Origin of the sequence: Qipengyuania sp. (genome assembly GCF_048550555.1) — a bacterium.
Lineage (GTDB): Bacteria > Pseudomonadota > Alphaproteobacteria > Sphingomonadales > Sphingomonadaceae > Qipengyuania.
Genome location: NZ_JBLYYF010000027.1, coordinates 24,018 through 45,725 on the forward strand (window position 1 = coordinate 24,018; position 21,708 = coordinate 45,725).

At 65.5% G+C, this 21,708-nt stretch carries 11 protein-coding genes; 2 read left to right on the forward strand and 9 right to left on the reverse strand.

Annotation, left to right across the window (positions count from 1 at the left end; genetic code table 11):
• Both ACN4E0_RS06395 and moaC read right to left on the reverse strand, forming a co-directional pair.
• The gene (locus ACN4E0_RS06395; RefSeq protein ID WP_419566669.1) at positions 1-1,179 is read right to left on the reverse strand and encodes a molybdopterin molybdotransferase MoeA; all 1,179 of its coding nucleotides are present in this window, start codon (positions 1,177-1,179) and stop codon (positions 1-3) included.
• Positions 1,176-1,652, reverse strand: coding sequence for a cyclic pyranopterin monophosphate synthase MoaC (gene moaC, locus ACN4E0_RS06400; protein WP_419566670.1), 477 nt, complete (start codon positions 1,650-1,652; stop codon positions 1,176-1,178). The genes ACN4E0_RS06395 and moaC overlap by 4 nt, the downstream gene beginning before the upstream one ends.
• 198 nt (positions 1,653-1,850) lie before the next feature.
• Here moaC and ACN4E0_RS06405 point away from each other — a divergent pair, with 198 nt between their 5' ends.
• The gene (locus ACN4E0_RS06405) at positions 1,851-2,639 is read left to right on the forward strand and encodes an N-acetylmuramidase domain-containing protein (protein WP_419566671.1); all 789 of its coding nucleotides are present in this window, start codon (positions 1,851-1,853) and stop codon (positions 2,637-2,639) included.
• A gap of 310 nt (positions 2,640-2,949) precedes the next feature.
• Here the strand turns inward: ACN4E0_RS06405 and ACN4E0_RS06410 are convergent, their stop codons facing one another.
• From ACN4E0_RS06410 to ACN4E0_RS06420, 3 genes are all read right to left on the reverse strand, one after another.
• Positions 2,950-5,010, reverse strand: a complete 2,061-nt coding sequence (locus tag ACN4E0_RS06410) for a putative bifunctional diguanylate cyclase/phosphodiesterase (protein ID WP_419566673.1) — start codon at positions 5,008-5,010, stop codon at positions 2,950-2,952.
• 513 nt (positions 5,011-5,523) lie between these two features.
• Complete coding sequence (locus tag ACN4E0_RS06415; protein WP_419566674.1) at positions 5,524-6,600, reverse strand: PepSY-associated TM helix domain-containing protein; 1,077 nt, start codon at positions 6,598-6,600, stop codon at positions 5,524-5,526.
• A complete protein-coding gene (locus ACN4E0_RS06420; protein ID WP_419566675.1) occupies positions 6,600-8,732 on the reverse strand; it encodes a TonB-dependent receptor in 2,133 nt (710 codons plus the stop codon). Before ACN4E0_RS06420 ends, ACN4E0_RS06415 begins: the two co-directional genes overlap by 1 nt.
• A 91-nt stretch (positions 8,733-8,823) precedes the next feature.
• Between ACN4E0_RS06420 and ACN4E0_RS06425 the strand changes: the two genes are divergently transcribed.
• Positions 8,824-9,057: a peptidoglycan-binding domain-containing protein gene (locus ACN4E0_RS06425; protein ID WP_419566676.1), complete on the forward strand. Its 234-nt coding sequence runs from the start codon at positions 8,824-8,826 to the stop codon at positions 9,055-9,057.
• Here ACN4E0_RS06425 and ACN4E0_RS06430 read toward each other — a convergent pair whose 3' ends face one another.
• Genes ACN4E0_RS06430 through ACN4E0_RS06445 form a run of 4 tightly spaced genes read right to left on the reverse strand, consistent with a single transcriptional unit; the run spans position 9,058 to position 21,708 of the window.
• Complete coding sequence (locus tag ACN4E0_RS06430; RefSeq protein WP_419566677.1) at positions 9,058-9,441, reverse strand: hypothetical protein; 384 nt, start codon at positions 9,439-9,441, stop codon at positions 9,058-9,060.
• 26 nt (positions 9,442-9,467) lie between these two features.
• Complete coding sequence (locus ACN4E0_RS06435) at positions 9,468-18,338, reverse strand: DNA/RNA non-specific endonuclease (RefSeq protein WP_419566678.1); 8,871 nt, start codon at positions 18,336-18,338, stop codon at positions 9,468-9,470.
• The gene (locus ACN4E0_RS06440) at positions 18,332-20,200 is read right to left on the reverse strand and encodes an ATP-binding protein (RefSeq protein ID WP_419566679.1); all 1,869 of its coding nucleotides are present in this window, start codon (positions 20,198-20,200) and stop codon (positions 18,332-18,334) included. The genes ACN4E0_RS06435 and ACN4E0_RS06440 overlap by 7 nt, the downstream gene beginning before the upstream one ends.
• The gene (locus tag ACN4E0_RS06445) at positions 20,197-21,708 is read right to left on the reverse strand and encodes a hypothetical protein (RefSeq protein ID WP_419566680.1); all 1,512 of its coding nucleotides are present in this window, start codon (positions 21,706-21,708) and stop codon (positions 20,197-20,199) included. Before ACN4E0_RS06445 ends, ACN4E0_RS06440 begins: the two co-directional genes overlap by 4 nt.

Consider the following 21,708-nt stretch of genomic DNA (forward strand, 5'->3'; position numbering starts at 1 on the left):
TCAGAAGGTGAGCGCCTGTACCACCGTTCCCGCGTGGAGTTCAGCCTGGCCGGGAGGACACCGGATGAGCCAGTCCGCGCGCGCAAGGCCGCCCTGCACGCCGCTGTCCTGATTTCCGATCGGGACCAGGCCCGCATCGTCCCAACACGCCCGTGCGAAGGTTTCGCGGCCTCCTGTCGCCCCCAGCATCGCCGCGAGTGGCAGGTTGCGCCAACGATGCGCCCCATCGCCCCCCTGCAGTCTGGCGAGGAGCGGAACGAGCAGCAGGCGCGCCGTGACCATGGCCGAGGTCGGATTGCCCGGCAGGCCCATCACCAACGCCCCCCCGGCCCGGCCCAGCCACACAGGCTTGCCGGGCTTGATGGCTACCGTGTCGAAGGTGAGTTCGAGCCCGTGGGCGACGAACATCGGCTTGGCGAAATCGCGCTCCCCCACCGAGGCGCCGCCGGTCACCACCACGAGATCGGCGGAGGCCAGCAGATCGCCCGCCAGCTGCTCGAGCGCAGGCAAGTCGTCGACCGCACGGTGACGCGTCACGACCGACCCGCCCTGCCGTTCGATCAGCCCGGCGAGCGCGTGGGTGATGCTGTCGGGAATTGCACGGGGCGAATCCATCGCCTTGCCCGGCTCGGCAAGCTCGTCACCCGTCGCGACCAGCGCGATTTGCGGGCGGCGATGGACCCGGACCGCGCCGACGTCGGCCGCCGCTGCGGCTACCAGCGCCTGCGGATCGAGCCGTCTTCCCGCCGGCACCAGCACCGTACCCGTGTCGAAGTCGCTCGCCCGCTCGCGAACATGGCGAGAGGGGCCATGGCCTTCGCGAAAGCGAACTTCGTCGCCTTCGCGCTCGGCGTATTCCTGCATGATGACGCAATCGGCACCCCCCGGAAGCGGCGCTCCGGTAAAAATCCGGACCGCCGCGCCGATCCCCAGCTGGTCATCGAAGGCGTGACCGGGGCGGGCTTCCCCCACCACCGGAATGGCCTTGCCGACTGAAATACCGCGTTCGATCACGGCATAGCCGTCCATCGCGGAAACCGTATGGCGCGGCGACGCGATCCTCGAGACGATGTCTTCGGCCAGCCAGCGGTGGGAGGCCCCGGCCAGCGCGACGGTCTCCGAACCGAGCGGCGAGACGAACGCACGCAGGCATGCCAGCGCTTCGTCGAAAGAGATCATCCCTTCGACCAGTTCCCGTAACGACCGCCTTCCTTCTCGATCACGCAGACGCCGCCGATCGTCATCGTCTTGTCGACGGCCTTGAGCATGTCGAAAAGCGTCAGGCAGGCGACGGATACGGCCGTCAGCGCTTCCATTTCCACCCCCGTCCGTCCCTCGGTCCGCACAGCGGCCTCGACCGTGAAGCCGGGCAAGGCCTCATCGATCCCGATCGCAAGGTCGACCTGCGAGAGCGGCAGCGGGTGGCACAACGGGATCAGTTCGGCGGTCCGCTTGGCAGCCATGATCCCGGCGAGTTCTGCCGTAGCGATGACGCTGCCCTTGGGCGCCTCACCCCGCTGCACCACGGCCAGCGTTTCGCGCGCGCAGACCAGCTGCCCCCGAGCGAGCGCCCGGCGCGCGGTGACCGGCTTGTCGCCGACATCGACCATCCGCGCCCGGCCGTGTCCGTCGATATGCGATAGTTCAGCCATGTGCCGATCCCTCTTGCATCGTCGCGGCAGGAAGCATTTTCCTACACCGGTGTCGAGCGCCATGATGGCGCAACGGTCGATGGCGTAGGCGTCCTATATCCTCGCCCGAAGCACTGGTAGAACCTCGGCGACGCCCGGGCAGGGTGTCGGGGGTCGGCTTCCATCTCCGGGCGGAGACGGTTTTTGGGGAGACGAGACATGCCACTGGAATTTGCAGGACCGGCGACACCTCTGGACGACGAAGCGATCGAAAGCGCCGCCACCAAGATCGGCTGCCAGGTCGCCGCGGTACGCGCGGTGATCGATGTCGAAAGCCGCGGCGGCTTCCTGGCCGACAAGCGCCCGAAAATCCTCTTCGAACGGCACTATTTCTCGCGCCTGACCGGCCGCAAGCACGATGGGACACACCCGGCGATCTCGAACCCCAAATGGGGTGGCTACAAAGGCAAGGAAGCCGAATACGATCGCCTCGGTCAGGCCATCGCGCTCGACCGCGACGCAGCGCTCCGCTCCGCCAGCTGGGGCGCATTCCAGATCATGGGCGACAACTACCGCCTCTGCGGTTTTCAGAACGCCGAGGATTTCGTCGCAGCGATGGTCTCGGGCGAACCGGCACAGCTCGATGCCTTCGTCGCCTTCGTGAAGAAGAACCATCTCGACGACGAGCTGATCCGCACCGACTGGGCGGGTTTCGCCCGGGGCTACAACGGTCCGGCCTACCGCGCGAACAAGTATGACGAGAAGCTCGAAGCGGCCTATCGCTTCCATTCGGCGGGCGGTCCGCATGTGCTTTCCCCCCGCCCCCTGTTGCGTCAGGGCGACCGCGGCGACGCGGTGAAGGACCTGCAGGCGCTTCTCGGGCTGACCGTCGATGGGGATTTCGGCCCCAGGACCAAACAGGCCGTGGTCAAGTTCCAGAAATCCAAGAAGCTCTATGCCGACGGGATAGTCGGCAAGAACACTTGGGCCGCGCTGGCAGCCGACTGAGCAGCCCCACCGGCGCTTGATGTGTCGGGGGAGTCACGCCCGGCGCGCTGTCGGGCGATACCCGTGGATGATGACGGCCATGATCTGGGACGCCCTCTGGTATATTCAAGTTAGCTTTAACTTTATATCTTCTTGACGAGCCGGAGTTCGTGGAGCTCGACGTCCTTCTGTTAGACCAGCAGCGAGGCGTACGATCGAGACGGGTCAACACGCGCGCGCTTTGATCGCCAGCATACGCGGACAAGCGATCCCATTCCGGGAGGACGCCAACTGGCTCGAGCGCCAAGGTCGCACTTCCCAACCCGACGAATTAGCCTTTGCGTGTCATCGAATAGGGTCGCGAGTGATCGAACTCGTCGATCCCATCGTGATCCGGGCCTTCGAACGGTCGGTTGACGAGGCTGCGAATCTTTTCCGATTGCGGCTCGCGGTGCCGTTCGAGCAGTTCCCGTGCACCCAGCTCGTCGATCGGGCTTCCTAGGTAGAAGCCCTGCCCGAATTCCGCTCCCAGTTCGAGCGCCGTCTCGTAGTCTGCGCGACACTCGATGAACTCGGCAACGGATTCGAGCTTCATCGAGTTGATCATCTGGATTACCCCACGCAGCATGTCGCGCCCTTGCTGCACGCGAGCGCCGCGGATCAGTGACCCATCGATCTTCACCTTGTCGAAACTGATCTCTCGCAGATAGACAAGCGATGCGAACCCGGCGCCGAAGTCGTCGAGCACCATCCTGCACCCCGCCTCACGCAGAATTTCAACGTTGGCGCGCGCCACCTCGAAATTCACCAGCATAGCAGTCTCGGTAATTTCGAACTGCAGACGATGGCTGGGGAAATGGCAGCGTTCGATCAATTCGACAATGTTGCGAGCGGCATCCTCGCAACAGATATGGGCGGCGCTGAGATTGAAGGAGAGCCGGCATGGCAGATCCCAGTCGGCAGCAAATGCCAGAGCCTTTTCCAGCATGCCGAGGGTAATGTCGGTGATCCTCCCAAGCCGCTCCGCAGCTGGAATGAAGAGTGCGGGAGAAATCTCGCCATGGGTGGGGTGGCACCATCTCGCCAATGCTTCGAACGACGCGAGTTCGCCGGTCCTCAAGTTGAGAATAGGCTGATAAACAAGCGACATCTCATCGACAGCATCAACCCGCATGAGCTCGGCTTCGATCGTATGCAACCATTCGCTCTCGTCACGGATGACGTCGTCGAACAGCTTGGTTGCTTCGAGCCCCTCTCGCTTTGCTACGTAAAGCGCAGCGTCCGCGTCGCGCAGCGCGCGCCCGACATCGACCGCATCGGAGCCGAGCACTCGCGCGCCCGCACTGCCGCCGATGCTCACCAGGGCGCTCGACAAGCGCATCGGCCGCCGAATTTGCACCAACGCCTCGTCGCATTGCGCCACCAGTTCGGCGATGCCGTCGGCATGCGTGATACCGCCTCGGAAGAGGCCGAATTCATCACCCCCGAGCCGCCCCACGATCGTTCCCGAGGGCAGCGCCCGCTTGAGGCGACGGGCGACGTGCCGAAGCACCACATCTCCGGCATGATGGCCGTAGAGATCATTGATCGGCTTGAACCGGTCGAGGTCGATGACCGCCAACAGGCCGGTTTGCCCCTCCGTGAGCTGCGCCTCGACATCGCGGATGAAAGCGAACCTGCTCCGCACGCCGGTCAGGCTGTCGGTTTCCGCCTGATGCTGGGCCTGCCTGCGGGCATTGATCAGCTTGAGATGGGTCTTCTCCATTCCGATCAGCGCCTGGTCGGCGTCGTACTGTGCCTTGAACAGCCGCAGCTGTATCCGGTGGCTGGCCTCGCTCAGCAAAAGGCCGACGGCGGTCAAGAATACCACGGCGATGGATGCTGGCAGATTCACGCCGACGAACAGGTAGAGCAGCGTGAGAACCATCGGCAGGACGAAACAGAAGAAGATCACGCGCGACGCGAAGATGATCCCCGTCAACGCGGCGCCTTGAATGAGCGCCGCCAGCATCCCCAGTGCCAGGATGGGACCCCATCCGAGATCTCCGGGGGATTGCTCGGCTTCGAAAAGGCCGATCGAGATGTAGAAAGCTGCCTGCGCCGTCGACAGCAACACGACCATCGCGCCGGTTACCCGGGCCGCAACCGGATTGACGTCTTCGGACTCTCCCGCCACCGGCGGCGAGCTCCAGTGCCGAAAGCGCAGCACGACGGCGAACACCAGGATTGCGCCGACTACCTTGGTGACGGTCTGATCCCGATAGATCCAGGCGAAACCTGCGAAGGGGGCGAGAATCGTGAGATAATAGAGGTGTATGACATCGCGGACGGCCTTGATCCGTTCACGACCGAAAGCGGCAGCGACCTGGTTCTCGGATTCGAACCCGATCATCCTGTCAATGCGTCGCCAAAGATTCACACGCGTCCCCACTTGGCCGAAAATGCCACTCGGAAGCGAAGTTATGGTAAATCGGGCGCCCGTAAAAATACCGTTACCGCCAGCTCGGGAGCGGACTATTTCCCATTACATCCTGTCGACAGTCGATCGCTCCTTCCAATTCCATGGTCGCATTCCGGCCGCCCGCCCAAGGAAAAGTGCGGTAAAACCAGATCGTCTAAGGAAGTCTGAGGTCTACAAGACACGGACATTCTCGGCCCGTTGACTATTATTGCATGCGACCAAAATTCGACTCTCCCATGAAACTATACTTTCAAAGCGGTCGGTTGTTCCATCCGCCAAATGACCTAGGTACCGCTACCAAGTCGGACCGGGATGTGACCTGTCAATCGCAAGAACAGGGTTGCAACTCGCAAAGAGCCCACTCGAACTTGAAGGCTTGAGAGGCCGAGCGTCCATGGCGAGGTGCCGAGGGCGGCTGAGCTGTTCGCCTAGCGGCTGGTGCAATCAGCGCGTCGCCGCTTTGGCCCGCAAGGCAGCGGCAGGCCGGCTGCCAATTTTCGCCGTCCAGAAACTCCAGCTGGCAAGCAGGCCCAAAACGATGAGGGCGAAGCCGGCGAAAGTCAGCGCGATCCGCCATGCAAGCCCCCCGACCTTGCCCGCATGGAGCGGATAGAACTTCTCGACAATCGCGGATGCACGATCGCCCTTCGCGGGGTCGTCCGTCGCGATCACCGCCCCCGTCTCCGGCGCGATCCACACGTAACTTCGTCCGTTCGGCGTCCATTCGAAGTCCTGGCGAAAGCGAATGGCGATCGGCTGGCCGGATTGCTTGGGCATCATCAATCGACGCGCTGCGCCCAAAGGGTAGGCCCATTGGGCATTCGCCATCACGCGTTTCCAGTCGGTGTCGCGATCGGCAGGGGCGAGCCCATCGGGCAGCGTCGGCTGGGAATTCGGCGCGGCGATCGATGACAGCAGAACCGAAGAGATGGCGGGGAAGACCATCATCGTGCCGGTCGCTGCGGTAAGGATCAGCAACGGCGAGGCGATGACGCCGAGATCGCGGTGGTGCCGCACGATCGCGCTGGCGGTATAGCGGGCCGGCCAGAGTCGAAACCGGAACGTCTTTCGCGTGCGCCACCACAGGATCGACCCGGTGATCGCGAACGCCAGCAACAATATCCCGAACACACCCGTGATGGTCTCTCCGGTTTCGCCGGCAAGCAAATGGTGATGGAGATCGAACAGCCAGAGCTCGGGCCTCCCCCACGGCCCGGTCCAGCGGTCGACGACCGTTCCGTCCTGCGCGATATAGGCGCCGCCCCCATCCGCATAGATCGCCTGGTGCAGGCCGATTTCATCGCCCGCAAAGGTTATCCGAGACAGCCCCGGCGCGGTCTCCATGGCGACTTCAATCGCATCGCCCAGCTCTGCCGGGGTGCTGACCGGCGCATCATGCGCCCCGTCGAGCAGGATCCAGTTGTCCTCCCACAAGAGCGCCGTGCCCGAGAGGCCGATGACGGCCAGCAGGAGGCCCACGAAGCCGCCTGTCCAGCGATGCAGGAGGGACAGCAGCTTCATCAGAATTCGCTGCGCAGGCTCAGCGTGAAGGTGCGCCCACGACCGGCGAAGAAGCGGCTGTTGTCGGTCACTCGCACCGTATCGCTATCATAGGTGACGTAGAACTCGTCGGTCAGGTTCTGCGCGGCCAAGGCGATCTCGCCGAAGTCGGCGCGATAGGAGATGAAAGCATCGAGCAGCGTGTAGCCATCGAAATCGGTGGTCGTGGCTACATCGTTGAACTCACGTGCCAGATACATCCGTGCCTGCGCCCGCGCGCCGAAGCGACCCGAGCTAAAGTCAGCGGCGAGATTGATGCGGTCGGGAGAGATATTCGCGCCGTCGAGATCCTCGTCGACCAGACCATCGCCGTCGCTGTCGGTCTGCCCTTCGAGCGCGGCATAGCCGCCGCTGAGCGAAAAGCCGGGCAGCGGGGTCTGCCAAGCGAGGCTGGCTTCGAAGCCTTCGATCTGGATCGGCTGGCGCTCTACCTCGAACACGTCGTTGCGCAGCACGAGGAGCGAACCGAAATCGCTCGACGACCAGAAATAGCTCGCCGATGCCTTCAGGGCGCCGCGATCCCATTCGAGCCCGAGTTCGCGATTGTTGGACACCACCGGTTCCAGCGAGAGGAACTCGTCGACATCCACGCCCTGCTCGGTGATCCCGCGCAGGATCCGGCCGACGTCCGCGATGGTGAAACCCTCGGCATAGCTGCCATAGGCCCGCAGCCCGTCAATCGGTTCGACGATCACCCCGCCGTTCCACAGCAGATCCTTGAACGAGGGGGAGCCGCCCGCGACGTCCACGGCACCGTAATTTGCCAGCGTGGTGAAGTCGCCTACCTTGAGTTCGACATTCTCGTAGCGCAGGCCGCCGGCGAGGCGGACCAGCCCATCGGCCAAGGCCAGGTTGCCCTGGAGGAACGGCGCGAGGCTGCTGAAGTCGCTCCGCGGGACCCAGATGCGATCGGTCTGGACGAGCGACTGCTGCGTCCGGTCGAACAGGGCATCGAACCCGGCCGTCAGGACCAGATCCTCGAAGCCCGAAACCGCGCGTTCGTAGCTGACCTTGGCGCCGAGCTTGCGCGAGCGATTGGCCGACTGGTCGAACAGATTGCCGCTGGGATCGATGGCCGGATCCTGGAAGGTCCCGAAGACCCCGCCGCCGAACACGTCGTTCGTGCGGCTGTAGAAGCCCTGCAGAACGAAGGTACCGCCGCCGAGATCGGGATCGACCAGCGAGGCCGACAGGAGATGCGCGGTGTTCGAAGGCGGCGCGCCCGGCGTATCGCCGCGGATACTCGTCGAGGGAGTGTTCGTGGCGCGGTCGCCGGGGACGGAGACGTAATTGGCGTTGCCTTCCAGCTCGAACCGGTTGGCGACAAGTTCGAAGCGCGCGCCGTTTGCAAGCTCGTAGCCCAGCCGCGCGAAGACCGACCAGCTGTCGCTGTCCTGTACTTCCCCTTGCGTGCCATCGACCCCGATACGATTGCCGGAGCCATCGAAGAACGCGCCGCGTTTTTCAAATGCGGCACCGAAACTCGCATCGAAGGGTCCGGCACGATAGCCCACCAGCCCGGCGGTCTTGGCGCCGATGCCTTCGCCGTCGAACCCGTCGGGAAGCGTGACCTGCGACAGGGTGCGAAACGCTACGCCGTCTTCACGCGGGGCGCCCACGGTGACCTGGTTGACGACGCCGCCGGTGGCACCGATGCCCTGCAGGGCGTTGGAGCCGTAAATGACTTCCACTCGGTCGATGAAGAACGGGTCGATCGTGTAACCGTCGCGCGAGCCATCGCGGACCGGCGTCGACTGCGGGATCCCGTTGATGGCGTAGAGCGGCGCACGTCCGCGCAGGCTTTCGCCGGCACCCGAAAGCTTTTCCCGCGTCGGAGAGAAGGACGGCAGCAGCGCCGACACGGCATCGACGGTCGATCCCGAGAGGAGCACCTGCCGCGAGAGCGCTTCGCTATCGATCACATCCACCGTCAACGGCAGGGCGCTGGCCGGAAGCTGGGTGCGCGTGGCCGTCACGACGATGTTCGCTCCCGCGTCCTGCTCGGGCACGGCTTCGTCCGAAGGCGGGACGTCCTGAGCGAAGGCGGGCGACAGCGGGGCCAGCGCGAGCGCGCCGGCGAGATAGCGGAACATCTGGAACTCCTCGAAGATTCGCCGCCGCCTAACGCTTATGCGACTTACTCGCAATAGCAATCATGGCTAGCGATCCCTGGCTGGCCCAAATGTGCCATTGGTACTGCTCAAGGCCTGTCACTGGTTGCCCTTCAATTACAGAGTCTTACACTTCACCAGCGGCACATCGACCTCGAGCCCGCTGTGCGGCCTCACCGCCGATGGCGATCTCGGCCGGATGACCAAGAACGCGATGGTGAAGTTCCAGAAGTGGAACAAGCTCTACGCCGACGGGATCGTCGGCAAGAACACCTGGGCCGCATTGGCGACGGACCGAGCGGGCTAGTCAGATCGACGCTGCGAGGTCTTCGAACCGCCGCTCGATCTCGGCGCTCGCCTCGGCCGCGGACCTAGCTTCGCCGTCATAGTCGAATTCGAAGCGGAAAGGTCCATCGGCCTCGATCGTGAGGTCGAGGCGATGGATCGTATCGCCTGCCTCCTGATAGACCTCGCGAAGGGCGAGGAAGCATTCCTCGATCCGGTTCGACGCCATGGCGAAGGGAGCCTTCCGCACCTTCCCGTCCTCTTCGACCACGAGGAACCCTCGCAAGATCGCATGCGGCACCGGATCGTCCGAGAAATCGGCATGCATGAAAGCGAAAGCCCAATCGTCGTCGCGGTCAATCGCGTCGAGCACGGCTTCGACGGCATCCTGCTGCTTTTCAATCATGCCCCGCATCCGGCGCCTTTCGAGTTCTACGGTCGCCCGCCACCGGGCTGATTGAGGAATACCGGGACGGCAACCCAGTCTCCGGCATCGGTCCGGAACCGGACCTGTATCCGATCCGGGCGAGTGCTGTCGTCGCTATAGATCGGCTCGACCTGTACTTCCACGATATCGGGCAGGTTTTCGATTATCTCGCGAACGCGGTTTTCGAACTCGACCTTGTAGGCGCTGCTGTTGAGATTCTTGCCCGGATCGCCGGCGACACGCTTCCCGTTCCCCGGCACGACGTTCAACCGATTGACCGGCCCGCCGAAGATATGGGCGAGGAGATGGAAACCGACATCGCCTGCGTCGCCTTCATGCCCGATGCTGCGCTGGAGATCGGCGCCGTGTCGCTTTCCGCGCGTGCGCACCGGCACGCCTTCCGCCATGATCACGCGTCCCATCGCATCGGTGGTAAACGCCATCCTGCCGAATTCGTAGCGGGTGAGCGGAGTCGCGACCGCCGCCGCAGCATCGAAATCGTCTAGCGAATCCATCCTCACGATACGGCGGCCAACCGTTTCCGCCTGAATATCCGGTCTGTCGGTCAGGGCGCGCGCGACGAACTCCTCGAACTTCGCCGTCGTCTGGTCCGGCAGGTCGGGATGGGCCGTGGCGAACTTCCCGTACAATTCCTGCAGTACGTCGGGATGATGCGCGCCGACATAGTGGAGCAGATTGGAATCCTGCGCGATCCCGCGAATGCCGTCGGGCAGCTGTTCGAAACTCGCTCGATGCAATTGACGCTCCGCCACATGACGCAGGCTGAGCCGAAGTTGCTCGGACATGTAATTGGTGAATTCGACGATATTGCGCAGTGCCTGCCGTGCGGTCGTGTCATCGACGCCGGTCGATTTCAGATAGGTTTCGAAGTCCCTGATCGCCTGGCCACGATCCTTCCGCTGCTGCGAGAAAATCGCGGTGACGGCCGCGTCGCGCATGGCTTCGGGCATATGCGCGAGTCCGTCGAGGAAGGCCGCCTGGTCGGGATGCGTCTGGCGCAGATGGTCGATCGCTTCCCGTGCCTGACGGAAGCGTTCGGCGGGATCGGCATCCTCGAACGGCACGCGCTCCTGTGGAGGCAATGCCGAAAGCTCGTCGGGCGCGTCGATCGTGTCGAGAACCGTGTCGGCAGCCTCGGTATCCAGCCCATCTTCCGGTCGCGAAGCGGTGGCCTGCTCGCTCGTGTCGTCCGCATCGGGATTGTTCTGCGGGACCCCCTCGTCCTGGTCGGCAATCTCTGCCACCTCTCCCGCCGCCAGCCGACGCGCTGCAGCATCCGCGAGCAATGCGTCGGTCAAGGGCGTAGTGGATTCGAGCATCTCGGCGAGGAGGCGCTTGCCGAGCGCCGCCTCCGCCGTCGCCGCAGCTGCTGCCTCCCCCGTCGCCTGCTCCGCCGCATGCAGCCTCTCGTCCGATTGCGGCGTCTTGCTGGGCTCACCGGCGGCGGACGCGCCCTCCTCGTGATGGACGACCGGCGGCGCTCCTTCGCTGTCATGCAGGAAATCACGCGAGCGCAACCGCGTACCGCCTTCGCCCGAAGTCACATCGCCCGATGCTGCGCTCCGCCGGACGTGCTGCGCGTTCAGCAGATCGCCGAGGCGCTGCGAGCGAACGGCCGCCTGGTCGGTCACTCCGCCGCGGTACTGGATACCGCTGGTCAGCGGCCCGCCGAGATCGCCGAAGATGATCTGGGGGTTGCCGTGTTCGGCGCCGAGCGAGGCGAGAAAGGCGTTGAACGCTTCTCCCCTTCGGGTGGTGTAGGGCAAGTCGTCGAATGTCAGCGTGCCGTCGATCATCCGGCGGGCGACCTCGGGCGTAACCCGGCCCTCGGCACCAGCGAACAGGTGGAGGTTGTTCATGACGAAATCCTCCCACTGGCGGCGGTGTGCCCCACCGGTCGAAACGTCGACGAATACCCCCAGGTCGCTGCCGCGCAGGATGTAGGGGATGACGTCGCCCGGAACGTCGCCATGCCGCCCCTCGCGATAGGCTCGAGCGGATTCGAAGTGGCGGGTGAAGTAGAGCCCTTCGCCGAAATCGTCGTCGACGCCGCCCGGATTGCGGGTGAAGTCGATACCGGTTTCGATGAGATCGTCGCTGCGCGACCTGGTCGCCCCGTGGAACAGCATGACCAGGGGTTCGCCGGGCGCCAGCTGGCCGGTATCCAGCATATGCTGGCGGGTGGCCTCCAGCGTGACGTCCGATATCATGGCGCGGGTCGCGATCGGGATGGTCTCGTCGTTGAGAATGTTGTGCAGGCGGATCATCGAATCCTCCTGCCCCACCAGCCCCATCCGCTGGACCCGGTCGTGGGCGTCGGAAATCGACGCCGACCGCCCCAGCACCGGATCGATGTCGCCACGTTGGCGCAGCCCCTGTACTTGGAGGTCGAAGTCGTCGGCCATTTCCATCCGCCGGCGGATGAAATCGATATCTCCCCGCGCCGCTTCGCCGAGCATCTCGCCATGCGTTGCGGAGCGTCTGGAGACGACTGCTGACTCGCCTCCTTCGCGCCCCATGTAGATATGTCCGTCGCGTGTGGAAGCCTGCGGCAATGACCCGCCGGCGAGCGACCGTGCAACAGTCTCGAAGTCCCCGATGCTCGAAAACGGACCCAGCTCGCCGACACCGTCGTGGGGCGGACGGAAACTGACCCGGTATTGTTCGTCGTGACCGTTCCGGGTGATCGAGAAATGGGTTTCGTAGTGTTGGTCGCCGAGCCTGATGTCGATGATCGAACTGCGCACCGTGCCCTCGGGCGTTTGCACGGTACCGACACCGGAAAGCAGTTCCCCGCGCAGAACCGTAAAATCGCCTCCGAAGCTGCTCGGCAGGCTGGCACTGAGGCGATCGCTGATCACCGTCGTTTCATGCAGGCGCGGGTGCGAGTGGCGCAACGTCGCCCAGCCTTCGCCGGGTGCTCTTACCGAACCGCGCACGCCCTGGATGACCTTGTATTCGCCGGTCACCGGGTTGTGCGCGATCAGCGCCTCGCGATGCGGGTCCGCGCCCCGTAGCGCATCGTAATTTGCCTTTGCGGCATCGTAACTGTGGGGGTCGCTGGCATAGATCGTCGCGTCGTCGGGCACGGAGGGCTGGTGACGCAGCATTTCGCGATCGAGGTCCGTGTTCGCGAACACCTTCTGCTCCGTCACCGCACCGTCGCCGAGGAATTCCACCAGCGACTGCTCGCCCGCATGGTCCCGATCGTCATGCGCGCGCCGCGGGGTGACGGGCTCGTCGGGATTGAAGGCCGGAAGCTCGCGCGTGATCCGTTCCGATGCCGGCGTGTCGGCGTCGGGATCGTCGCGCGAGCGCATGCGCGGGGCGGCTGGCTCTCCGGGATCGTTCGCCGCGCTCGGCATCCTCGGCAGGTCCGGCGCGCTGTCGGGCGCATCGGCCAGCGCCCGGGCGATCGGGCGGATCGCTTCGGGGAGCATTTCGGGCGAGATCGGGATGCCGAACCGGTCGGCCAGCAGCACCGCGTCGAGCGTATCGGACAAGTCCTTGTTGCTGCGGATCGCGGCGAGTTGCGCCGGATCGACAATGTCGTGACCCAGTGTTCCCGGTCGCCGCCCCGGAGAGGAGCCCCCCTCCCCGCCGCGCGATCCTCCCGGCAGCCGGACTTCCGTATCCATCATGCGGCGGCGCGCTCGGGCCGTTCTGCCGTCGGGGTGCCGTGATGCGTAGTGGTCTCCAGCCCGCTCTGCGCCATATTCCAGCACGCCCTGCGCCGTGGCCTGCAAGCCCGCGACCCATGCCTGGTCCAGAACGTCGCCCCAGCGTCCGCGGCGCTTGCCACGGTCCGCGTCGTAGGCGGCCTCGGCAACGCTTCCCATGAACGCGCCCGCGCCGCTGCCGACCGTCCGCCCGGTGAACTGGGCTGCGGCATTTTGCGACCCGCTGCCAAAGGCACGGCCGGCGCCGGCACCGATCACGCCCGAAATCGCGCCCTTGGCGAGGTGGTGACCGAACTCGCTGCCCCATTCGCCCCGGTCCCATGCTCGTTCGTCCATCACGGCATTGCCGACACCGCCCATGATCCCGGTCATGCCGCCGATCGCGATCTCATCCATCATGCCAAGCGTCCGCATCGATTTGCCGCCCGCCGCCAAGAAGGAGCTGAGCGCTTCGTCGGCGACCATCAACCGGCTGCCCACGGCCTGGAGTGCAGTCTTTCCGCCCGCCAGGTAGACCCCGGCCGCCGCGCCTGCGCCGGCTGTTGCAGACTGGATGATGGTCATTGCAAAGTCGCGGGCCATGTCCTCGTAGCCGTAGCGCCCGCCCTTGATCGCATAGTTGACCGCCATGCCGGCCATTCCCGCCGCCATCGTCGTGAGCACCGGCACCCAGATCGCCGCGGCACCGCCGCCGGTGAAGAAGGTCGAAACCGCAGCGGCGGCCACCACGAGGCTGGTGGTGATGATGTTGGCAATGGCATCGGTCGCCGCCTTGTACTTGGTGGTCGCATGCCGGGCGGAACTGATCGTCAAGCTCAGGGCGTTGGGATCGAACCCCGATTCAGCTGTCGGACTGAAATTCCCCTCGGCATCGAAATTGCCGATCCGCTCCCCACCCCTGCGATTGGTGATGTAACCGCGCTGGTCGAAACTGAGGTCGTCGCCTCCGGCGAGCAAGTTCAGGCGGTCGTAGGTCGCTTGCATCCGGGCGGCTTCGTCGCTCGCCAGCCAGCGACCGAGTTCGGTGGAATCGTCGATCTCGATCCTCGATCGCATCCGCGCCACTTCGAACCTCTCGCGGTCGTTGCGCGGCTGCCCCATGGCGAGCACCTGGATCTCGTTCGCATCGTCGCCCGAAAGCTCGGTGCCCCAGTCGTCGGAATGCTCGAAAATGCCGAGCCGGGCGAACATGTCTTCGCCGTACATGTCCTCGTAAATTGCGGCCGCCGCCTCGATCTGCTCGCGGCTCATCCGGCCGAACTGGCGCTTGATCTCCTCTTCGAGCGTGCCGCCCCGTTCCACCGCATCGCGAACCGCCAGCGCCGCCACCCGCGGGCTGTGCGGCTCATCGACCGCCCGGGCCCGCATGAGAGCCGCGAGGTTCGCATCGTCCCCCGCCGCCGTCGCCAGGCGATCACCCATGCTTCGCCGGATATCTTCGCTGCTGGGCGTGGCCGCACCCTCGCTCGTTTCACCGTGCAGTTCGGCATAGGCTCGCAGCATCTCCTCGCGCTGCCGCAGCGCACGTGCGTTGACCGGCTCCTCTTCCTCGCCATCCTCCCTCGGCGGCCGAGGGCGCGCGTCGGGATTGGCGAGGCCATCGTTGAGACCTTCGAAATCGAGCGCGTTTTCCACGCGGTCGCGTTTCGGCCCACCCTCGCGATTTTCCTCCACGATGACCTGTGCCGCCCTCGCGCGGGCCGAGCGCGGACCATGCCGTGCCGCCTCGCGCATGAGCTGGGCCTGTTCGGCGCTGATCCCTTCGTCGACCTGCCGCCCGATCAGGATGAAGTTTCCGTACCGGTCCTCTCCTGGAGTCCAATCGGTGTAGGTCTGCACCGCCGTGACATCGGCCATCAGCGCGTCGACCCCGGCATCGAGGCCCTCGTCGCTGCTTTCGCGCGCGACGCCCCTGTTGCCGTAGCGCAGCATCAGATCGTTCCACTGCTCGGCGCGGGTCGCTTCCATCTCCTCCGGCGTCGGCGGTGCTCCGGGATAGAGAGTCGTCCCCATCAGATTGTAGGGATCTTCGGTCTCCATCCGACTGGCACCCATTTCGTTGTAGTACCGCGTCATGGCGTCGTAGGCGGCGTCGGCGCCATCATCGCCGCGGGCATCGCGAGCCTCCTTCACCGCCTGTTCCAGCCGGAGCGCCCGTGCGCCTTGCGCATCGCCGGCCATCATCATGTCGTAGACCTGCGCATCGACCCCATCGAGATCCTCGCGGATCGATGTCATGATGTCCGGGTCCGGGAGGTCCTGCAGCTCCTCGCGCGTGGTGACGTCGAGGGCGGACATGGCCTTGTCGACCTGGTCCGTATCGTCCCAGCCCCAGGTCGCGCCCTGCAGTTCGTACCGCGCGCCGAGGGCCCGGTTCCCCTGCAAATAGTTCTGGATGGCCCGCCCGTAATAGAACCGGACCCATGGATCGGTCACGAGATTGCCGAAGCTGACGTAATAGGGGATGTCGTCCCACAGGCTCGAATGGCGGATCGCCTCGTAGCCTTCGCGCAGCGCCCATCCCTGATAATAGGATATGCCGCGCACGATCTCCATCGTCTCCTCGGGACTCTGCCCCGTCAGGGTCATCTGACCGTCCATCTGTTCGGAGCGCTCGTTGATGTCGGATTCCGACGCCCCCTTGGCCTCGGTGCGTTTCTCCTGGACCCGTTCGTCGTCCTGCGGCGTGACCCCCACGACATAGCTCTTGTCGACGAAATCCTTCGGCGCGAGCTGCGGGCTTTCGCCTTCCTCGGTGGCCGGTGGGGTATTTCCTCCCGTCGGCTGGGGGCTTTGGAGTTGCGGTGAGCGCCCTTCCCAAGCCGCGTTCGCAACCTCGAATGCGTCGGTTACCTTCAGCGCCAAGGCATCGAGACGATCCTGCAGGTCTTGCCCGCCAGGGATCGGGTAATTGTCGAGCGTCTTGATCACCGGGTCGGGCATTTTCCGGAAGGTGTCGCGCGTGGCCGCGACCTGCTCGGCCAGCGTTGCCGCGATCTTTCTCGCAGCCTTGCCCATCACCGCGCCGCTGGCGTGGGCCGATTTGTCGATGGCCGCACGCGATCCGTCGGCCTGCTTGACCATCGAGTCCTCGGTCTTGCGGCTGGAGCGGACCATGGTGTCGAGCTGTTTGCGGGTCTGCCCCTGCGCCTCGCGTTGTGCATTCGTCGCACTCTGGATGACGAAGCCGGCGAATTCCTCGGGCGCCAGATCGGTCTTTCCCGCAATCGTCTCGGCCAGCGAAGTGATCGCGATGCCCTGCGCGAAGGCCAGCCCGTCATAGCGCATGACCAGCGCGTTCGTGCCCTTCTCCTCCGCGGTAATCTCGCGGTCGGCAATCTGCTGGATATTGTCGGCGATCGCTGCGCGGGAGTTCTCGAACTGCTCGGCGAGCGAGTTTTCACCCTCCACGCGTACCTTCAGAATGGCCGCCCGTATCTTGCGTTCGGCATCGTCGCAGCCATCGATCGCCTTGCGCTCCATCTTGCCGATCTGCTGCATCGCGGGCCCGCCGCCGCGATTGGTCTCCGACGCCGGAGCGAGCGTCGCGAGCAGCTGGTCGAACTCCCGAAATCCCTCGTCGAGCGTGTTGACCACATTCGTGCGGGTTTGCTGCGCGCGCGTGGTGTGCTTGCCTGCCTCTTCGGACCAGAAGGTATGGCGCAGCCTCGCGACCTCGGGAATGAACCGACCGAGGATTTCGTTCGTGAACAGGGCCAGATTCGGTTTGCTGCCGGTCTCGGCTTCGGTCACGAAGGCCGGACTCGGTTCGCCTCGTAGCTCCGCCATCTTCGGCGGCGCATGGCTTGCCCCCCAATTGATGCATGCCACATCGTTGTCGATCAACGCGATACAATCCTGGCGACGGGTCTGCTGCTCCGCGAGACTGCCTTCGAGCGAGGTTCGCCGCGCGTTTATCGTGCCCCGGGCATTGCGTGCCGCGGCGTGGATCGCGCGGCGCGCGTTGCGGGCGAGACCGCGAAGTTCCGCAGCCGCCGACAATTCCGCGCTCCGCAGCTCGGCCACGGCCCCCTCGAAATCGCTGCTCAGGCGGCGCATCGATATGTCGAGGAGGAGAGTGCGCCGGTCGGCCAGCCGGTGCGCCGTCGCCTGTGCCCGGCTGCGTTCGCGCGAGGCGGTCTGGCGGATTTCGTCGTAGACCTGTCGCGCGGTTGCCGCCGCCTTGGTGAAATAGCCTGCGTAGTCGGCCAATTGGGACGGCAGCGTGCTGTCGTCCTGCTTGGGCTTCGCAGCGAGATAGGCAGGCATCCGCAACGGCGCCTTCACTTCGCCGAAACGCGGGCTGCGCTGGTCCAGCCGGTACGGCACGAGGCGCGGACGCCGCGCAATCGGGGTTCCTTCCGAATCCGTGGCCGGGCTTTCCGGTTCGAGCTGTCGGAGCGTGGCCAGTGCGCCTCCGCCCCCTGCAACCGGTGCCTCCGCGCCTCCCGGAACCGCTTCGCTGCCGGCACCCGGAGCCGCTCCGCCCTCGTCTTCCCGCTCCTCCTCGGTGGTATCTTCGTCGCTCTCCGGGTCGGCGGTTTCTCCGTCCTCCCCCTCTTCGCTCGCCGCATCGGGGGCGCCCGTGATAACGATCGGGTCGAGCGTGACGACGCCGCTCCCCCCGGACGTTGCGCCGGGATCGCCCGTTATGACGATAGGATCGAGAGTAATGACATTATCGTCGCCGGCAGCGTCTTCGGCAGGCGCTCGACCGGTCATGGTAATGGGATCGAGCGTGATCACATTGCCCTGATCGCCCTGCTCGTCGTCAGGCGGACTGCCGTAGATCGTCGTTTCCGGGAGCGTGATGACCCCGCCTTGGGACGAGTCCGGTGGTGGACTACCGTAGATGGTGGTTTCGGGCAGCGTGACGACACCGCCGCCGGAAGCCGGTGGCGCCCGGCCATGGATGGTCATTTCCGGCATGGTGATCACGTTGGCGAGATCGGGATTGACACCGGTGATCCGGTTGTCCCGCAGCCCGCCGTGCACCCGTTCGGCCTGCTGCATGGCTCCACCCCGGCGATCGGGGGGAAGCTGCGAGCGCAGGTAACGGGGTACTTCCTCGTCGTCGGCCCCATGCTCGGGATCAGCCCTCGCCCGCGCTGCACGCGCGGCGCGCGAGCGCTCCATGACCTCGCGCCGGGCGAGCATGGCCGGCGAGGTCACCATGCCTCGAGCGGTGTGCCGGCCTTGCCCAGCTTGGCGTATTCGCGCCGCACCGCGGCCGCGATGTCGCCCCGCGCGATGGGCTTGCCGCTACGGGCCGCGCGGGCCGCCGCGCCGAGCACGACATTGCGGATGTGGCCGCCGGCAATGTCGACTTCCACCGCGAGCAGATCGAGGTCGGCCTTCGCGAGGCGATGCCCCTTGCCCAGATGCTGGACCCACAGCTCGCGCCGGGCCGGACCATCGGGGAGCGGAAATTCGAGAATGGCATCGATGCGGCGGACGAAGGCGCTGTCGAACCGGTCGCGGCTGTTGGTGGATAGCAGCGCGATCCCTTCGAACTCCTCGAACCGCTGCAGCAGGAAATTGGTCTGCGCATTGGCATAGCGATCGTGCGAGTCCGACACGTCCGTCCGCGCGCCGAACAGCGAATCCGCTTCGTCGAAGAACAGGATGAGGTCGGCTTGCTCGGCGGTCGCCAGGAGGTGTGATAGGTTCTTTTCGGTCTCGCCGATCCACTTGCTGGTGAGCGCGGCCATGTCGACCCGATAGAGGGGCAATCCGATCTGCTCGGCCAGCCAGTGGGCGGCCAGCGTCTTGCCCGTCCCGGACTCGCCGCACATCAGGGCGGTCACCCCCGGGGAATAGCGGGCCGTCAGTGCCGGACCAAGGCCGTCGGCCAGCCCGTCGCGCCGCCAGACACGCTCGACCAGCTCGTCGAGAGCCTCGGTCAGTCGCGGTTCGAGGACGAGGCTGTCGCGGGTCACCCTTGCCGTGCGGATGTGCTGCGCGGCGATGCCCAGATCGTGGGAAGGCGCCTGGACCAGCGCCTTGAGGTCGTCCCATTCCGAATGGGAGCCGGCGAGCCGGGCCGCCAGCTGCCCGATCCTTCCGCTACCCTGTCGATAGCTGCGCGCCGCGCGTTTCGCCGTTTCCTCGTCGAGTCCGTGTTCGAGCCAGAGCAGCTCGCGGTCCTCCGGCGATGGCGTACCCAGACGGTATTCGCGAACCGGTCCCTGGATGTCGATGAGGGCTTCGAGCCCGGCCAGGACGATCCGTGGACCGCGATAGGCATGGCATTCGCGCATCTTCCAGCGCTCGCCCGCGCCACCCGGAGCTTCGAAACAGGGGACGATGCCGAGCGAGGCGAACCACGCGGCGTGGCGATATTCGTCTGCATCGCGCGCGACGGCGATCTGCTTTTCCAAGCGCGCCGCGACGGATCTCGCCAGCGCCTGGGCTTCGTTTGCCATGGCTGACCGGATGACCAGGGTCGTGGTCGCCTGCTGCGCGGCAAACGCGGCGAGTTCCCTCGCATCGTCCAGCTGCGCCCTCGAGAGGCGTATATTGGTTGGCGAAGGCAGGGTGAAATCGGGCGTATCGACGGGCTTGCCCGACAGCGCCGCGACCATGTGCGGGGGCAACGAGAGACTCCGCTCGCCGAGGGGCGCTTCCTCATCGCCAAGCCTCAGCAAGCCGGTTGCGACCGCCTTTCCCTGCGCAAGCGCCAGGACCCGGTCTTCGGCATCGCCTGCGATCCGAGCAAGCATTCCGACCATCGGCCGCGCCTTTCCGACCGGTTGCTGCACCAGCGCAACCTGACGGGCAAAGACGGGATCGCGCTCGACTTCGAAGCACATCGCCACGGCGAGGATTTCATCGGCCCCAAGGCCAAGCGTTCCTGCCAGTTTCAGCAGGCGCGCCTGATGCGAACCGACGGCAGGCTCTCGCTCTCGGAGTGCGCCAATGCGTTCGGCGAATTCACCGGATTCACAACTTTCGTCAGGCGCAAGAAACTGGGCCAAGGCCTCCCGCGCGATGGCTGCGAGACTGTCGGCGGGTGCGCAGGCGGACATGTCGGTCATTGCGCCGCGTCCATCGCCGCATCGGAGAAATGGAAGTGCACGATCCGGCCGAGCCACGGGACCCAGCCGGGGTCCACGTCGAGAGCCCGCCGGCGCAGGGCGATGTCGGCACTCGCCAGCGGAAACCGGATGTCCAGCGTCGCGTCGTCGCGGATGATCCAGCCCTGCCGCCCCGCGAGGTCGTGAAGCCGGCGCCGCGCATACTTCCGCAAGGCCTTGTCAGCGAGGCGCGCCCAGAACGCGAGCGGCCGCGCCAGCTCGCGCGCTTCTCGATCGCATTCTTCCGGGTCAAGGCCAAGCCATTGCCCCATCGCCGAGCCGTCGCCCTGCCCGAAGCCGAGGGCCATCTTCACTAGCAAATGCGCGGCGAAATTGTGCCGACGCGAAAGCCCTTCGTCCTCGATCGCTTGTTGCAACCCAAGGCGATTGAGGAGCGGCAGAACAAGGAACACGCCCGCCTTCGCGAATTCGACCTCCAGCGAAAGGATGGCGCGGTCTGGCAAAACCGGTGCCTCCGCGGCATCGGCCCTGGCATCTGCGGGTCCGCGCCCACTCGCTCCTATGAGACATTCCCGGGCTTCCGGGGATGTAGCATGGTCCAAGTCGGCCCCGGTTGGCCTTGCCCTTGCCGCATCGGAAGGCAGAGATGCGGCGTGTGCGCCCCTTCGCCGACTTTCCGTTGCGGTGGCTATCACCGCATCCACGAGGTTTCGGACCGTCGACGACAGGCCGGGCAAATCGGCCGCCCTCTCGGGTCTCTCACCGACCATGGCCAAGGTGGCGAGCCCGATCGCCCGTTCCCGGGTCGTCCGGGTCAGCGCGGCGACGATCAGGTTGCTGACTGCGCGACTGGCCGAGAAATACGGCAATTCGGTCGCGGGTCGGAGGCGGCTCGCCTGCTCGCCTGCGGGCTCACCGGAAGCGGTGGGGGGATGCTCCCCGACCTGCGCCTCCCTCGGTGTAGTGCCGCGTGACTCCTCTCGTGGAGCAAATGCCGACAAGTCCGCCCGTTCGAACACGTCCACGATTTGGGCAGCGTGCCCCGAACTCGCCGCGCGGCACAGAGCACGGGCCAGGACCATGCGCGCCGACCGATCCGCCCACGTCCGGGGCAGTTCCGCGGCCACCCAGTTTTCGGGATTTTCAGCGTTCCACCGGGGCATGACAAGCCGCCAGAACCAGTCGCGCGGTCGCTTTCCGGCAAGTAACAGCTCCCAAAAAAGAGTCGAGGCCTCCGCTCGCGAGCGGAACCAGACCGCGTTCGACGATCCGGCACCCGATGTGGAACCGTGAACGGCCTCGGCGCACACGGCTTCCAGCGTTCCACCGACCTGCCTTTCGAACGAGGAAGAAGGGCCGTCGACGGCCAGGCGCCCGAACGCGATCCTGCGAACCAGGACCAGGCGCCGTGTCGGCGGATTGGCGGCCTCCAGCGCGCGCTCGAGGCGCGTGCGCACCGCCCCGGCGGTGTCGCGCCGCGTATGGAGGGTCAGGTGGCCGACCTGCAT

Excerpts from the sequence above, each read along its gene's own strand:
- ACN4E0_RS06395 (WP_419566669.1), bottom strand. The coding sequence starts at position 1,179 with ATGATCTCTTTCGACGAAGCGCTGGCATGCCTGCGTGCGTTCGTCTCG.
- moaC (WP_419566670.1), bottom strand. The coding sequence starts at position 1,652 with ATGGCTGAACTATCGCATATCGACGGACACGGCCGGGCGCGGATGGTC.
- ACN4E0_RS06405 (WP_419566671.1), top strand. The coding sequence starts at position 1,851 with ATGCCACTGGAATTTGCAGGACCGGCGACACCTCTGGACGACGAAGCG.
- ACN4E0_RS06410 (WP_419566673.1), bottom strand. The coding sequence starts at position 5,010 with ATGATCGGGTTCGAATCCGAGAACCAGGTCGCTGCCGCTTTCGGTCGT.
- ACN4E0_RS06415 (WP_419566674.1), bottom strand. The coding sequence starts at position 6,600 with ATGAAGCTGCTGTCCCTCCTGCATCGCTGGACAGGCGGCTTCGTGGGC.
- ACN4E0_RS06420 (WP_419566675.1), bottom strand. The coding sequence starts at position 8,732 with ATGTTCCGCTATCTCGCCGGCGCGCTCGCGCTGGCCCCGCTGTCGCCC.
- ACN4E0_RS06430 (WP_419566677.1), bottom strand. The coding sequence starts at position 9,441 with ATGATTGAAAAGCAGCAGGATGCCGTCGAAGCCGTGCTCGACGCGATT.
- ACN4E0_RS06435 (WP_419566678.1), bottom strand. The coding sequence starts at position 18,338 with ATGGTGACCTCGCCGGCCATGCTCGCCCGGCGCGAGGTCATGGAGCGC.
- ACN4E0_RS06440 (WP_419566679.1), bottom strand. The coding sequence starts at position 20,200 with ATGACCGACATGTCCGCCTGCGCACCCGCCGACAGTCTCGCAGCCATC.
- ACN4E0_RS06445 (WP_419566680.1), bottom strand. The coding sequence starts at position 21,708 with ATGCAGGTCGGCCACCTGACCCTCCATACGCGGCGCGACACCGCCGGG.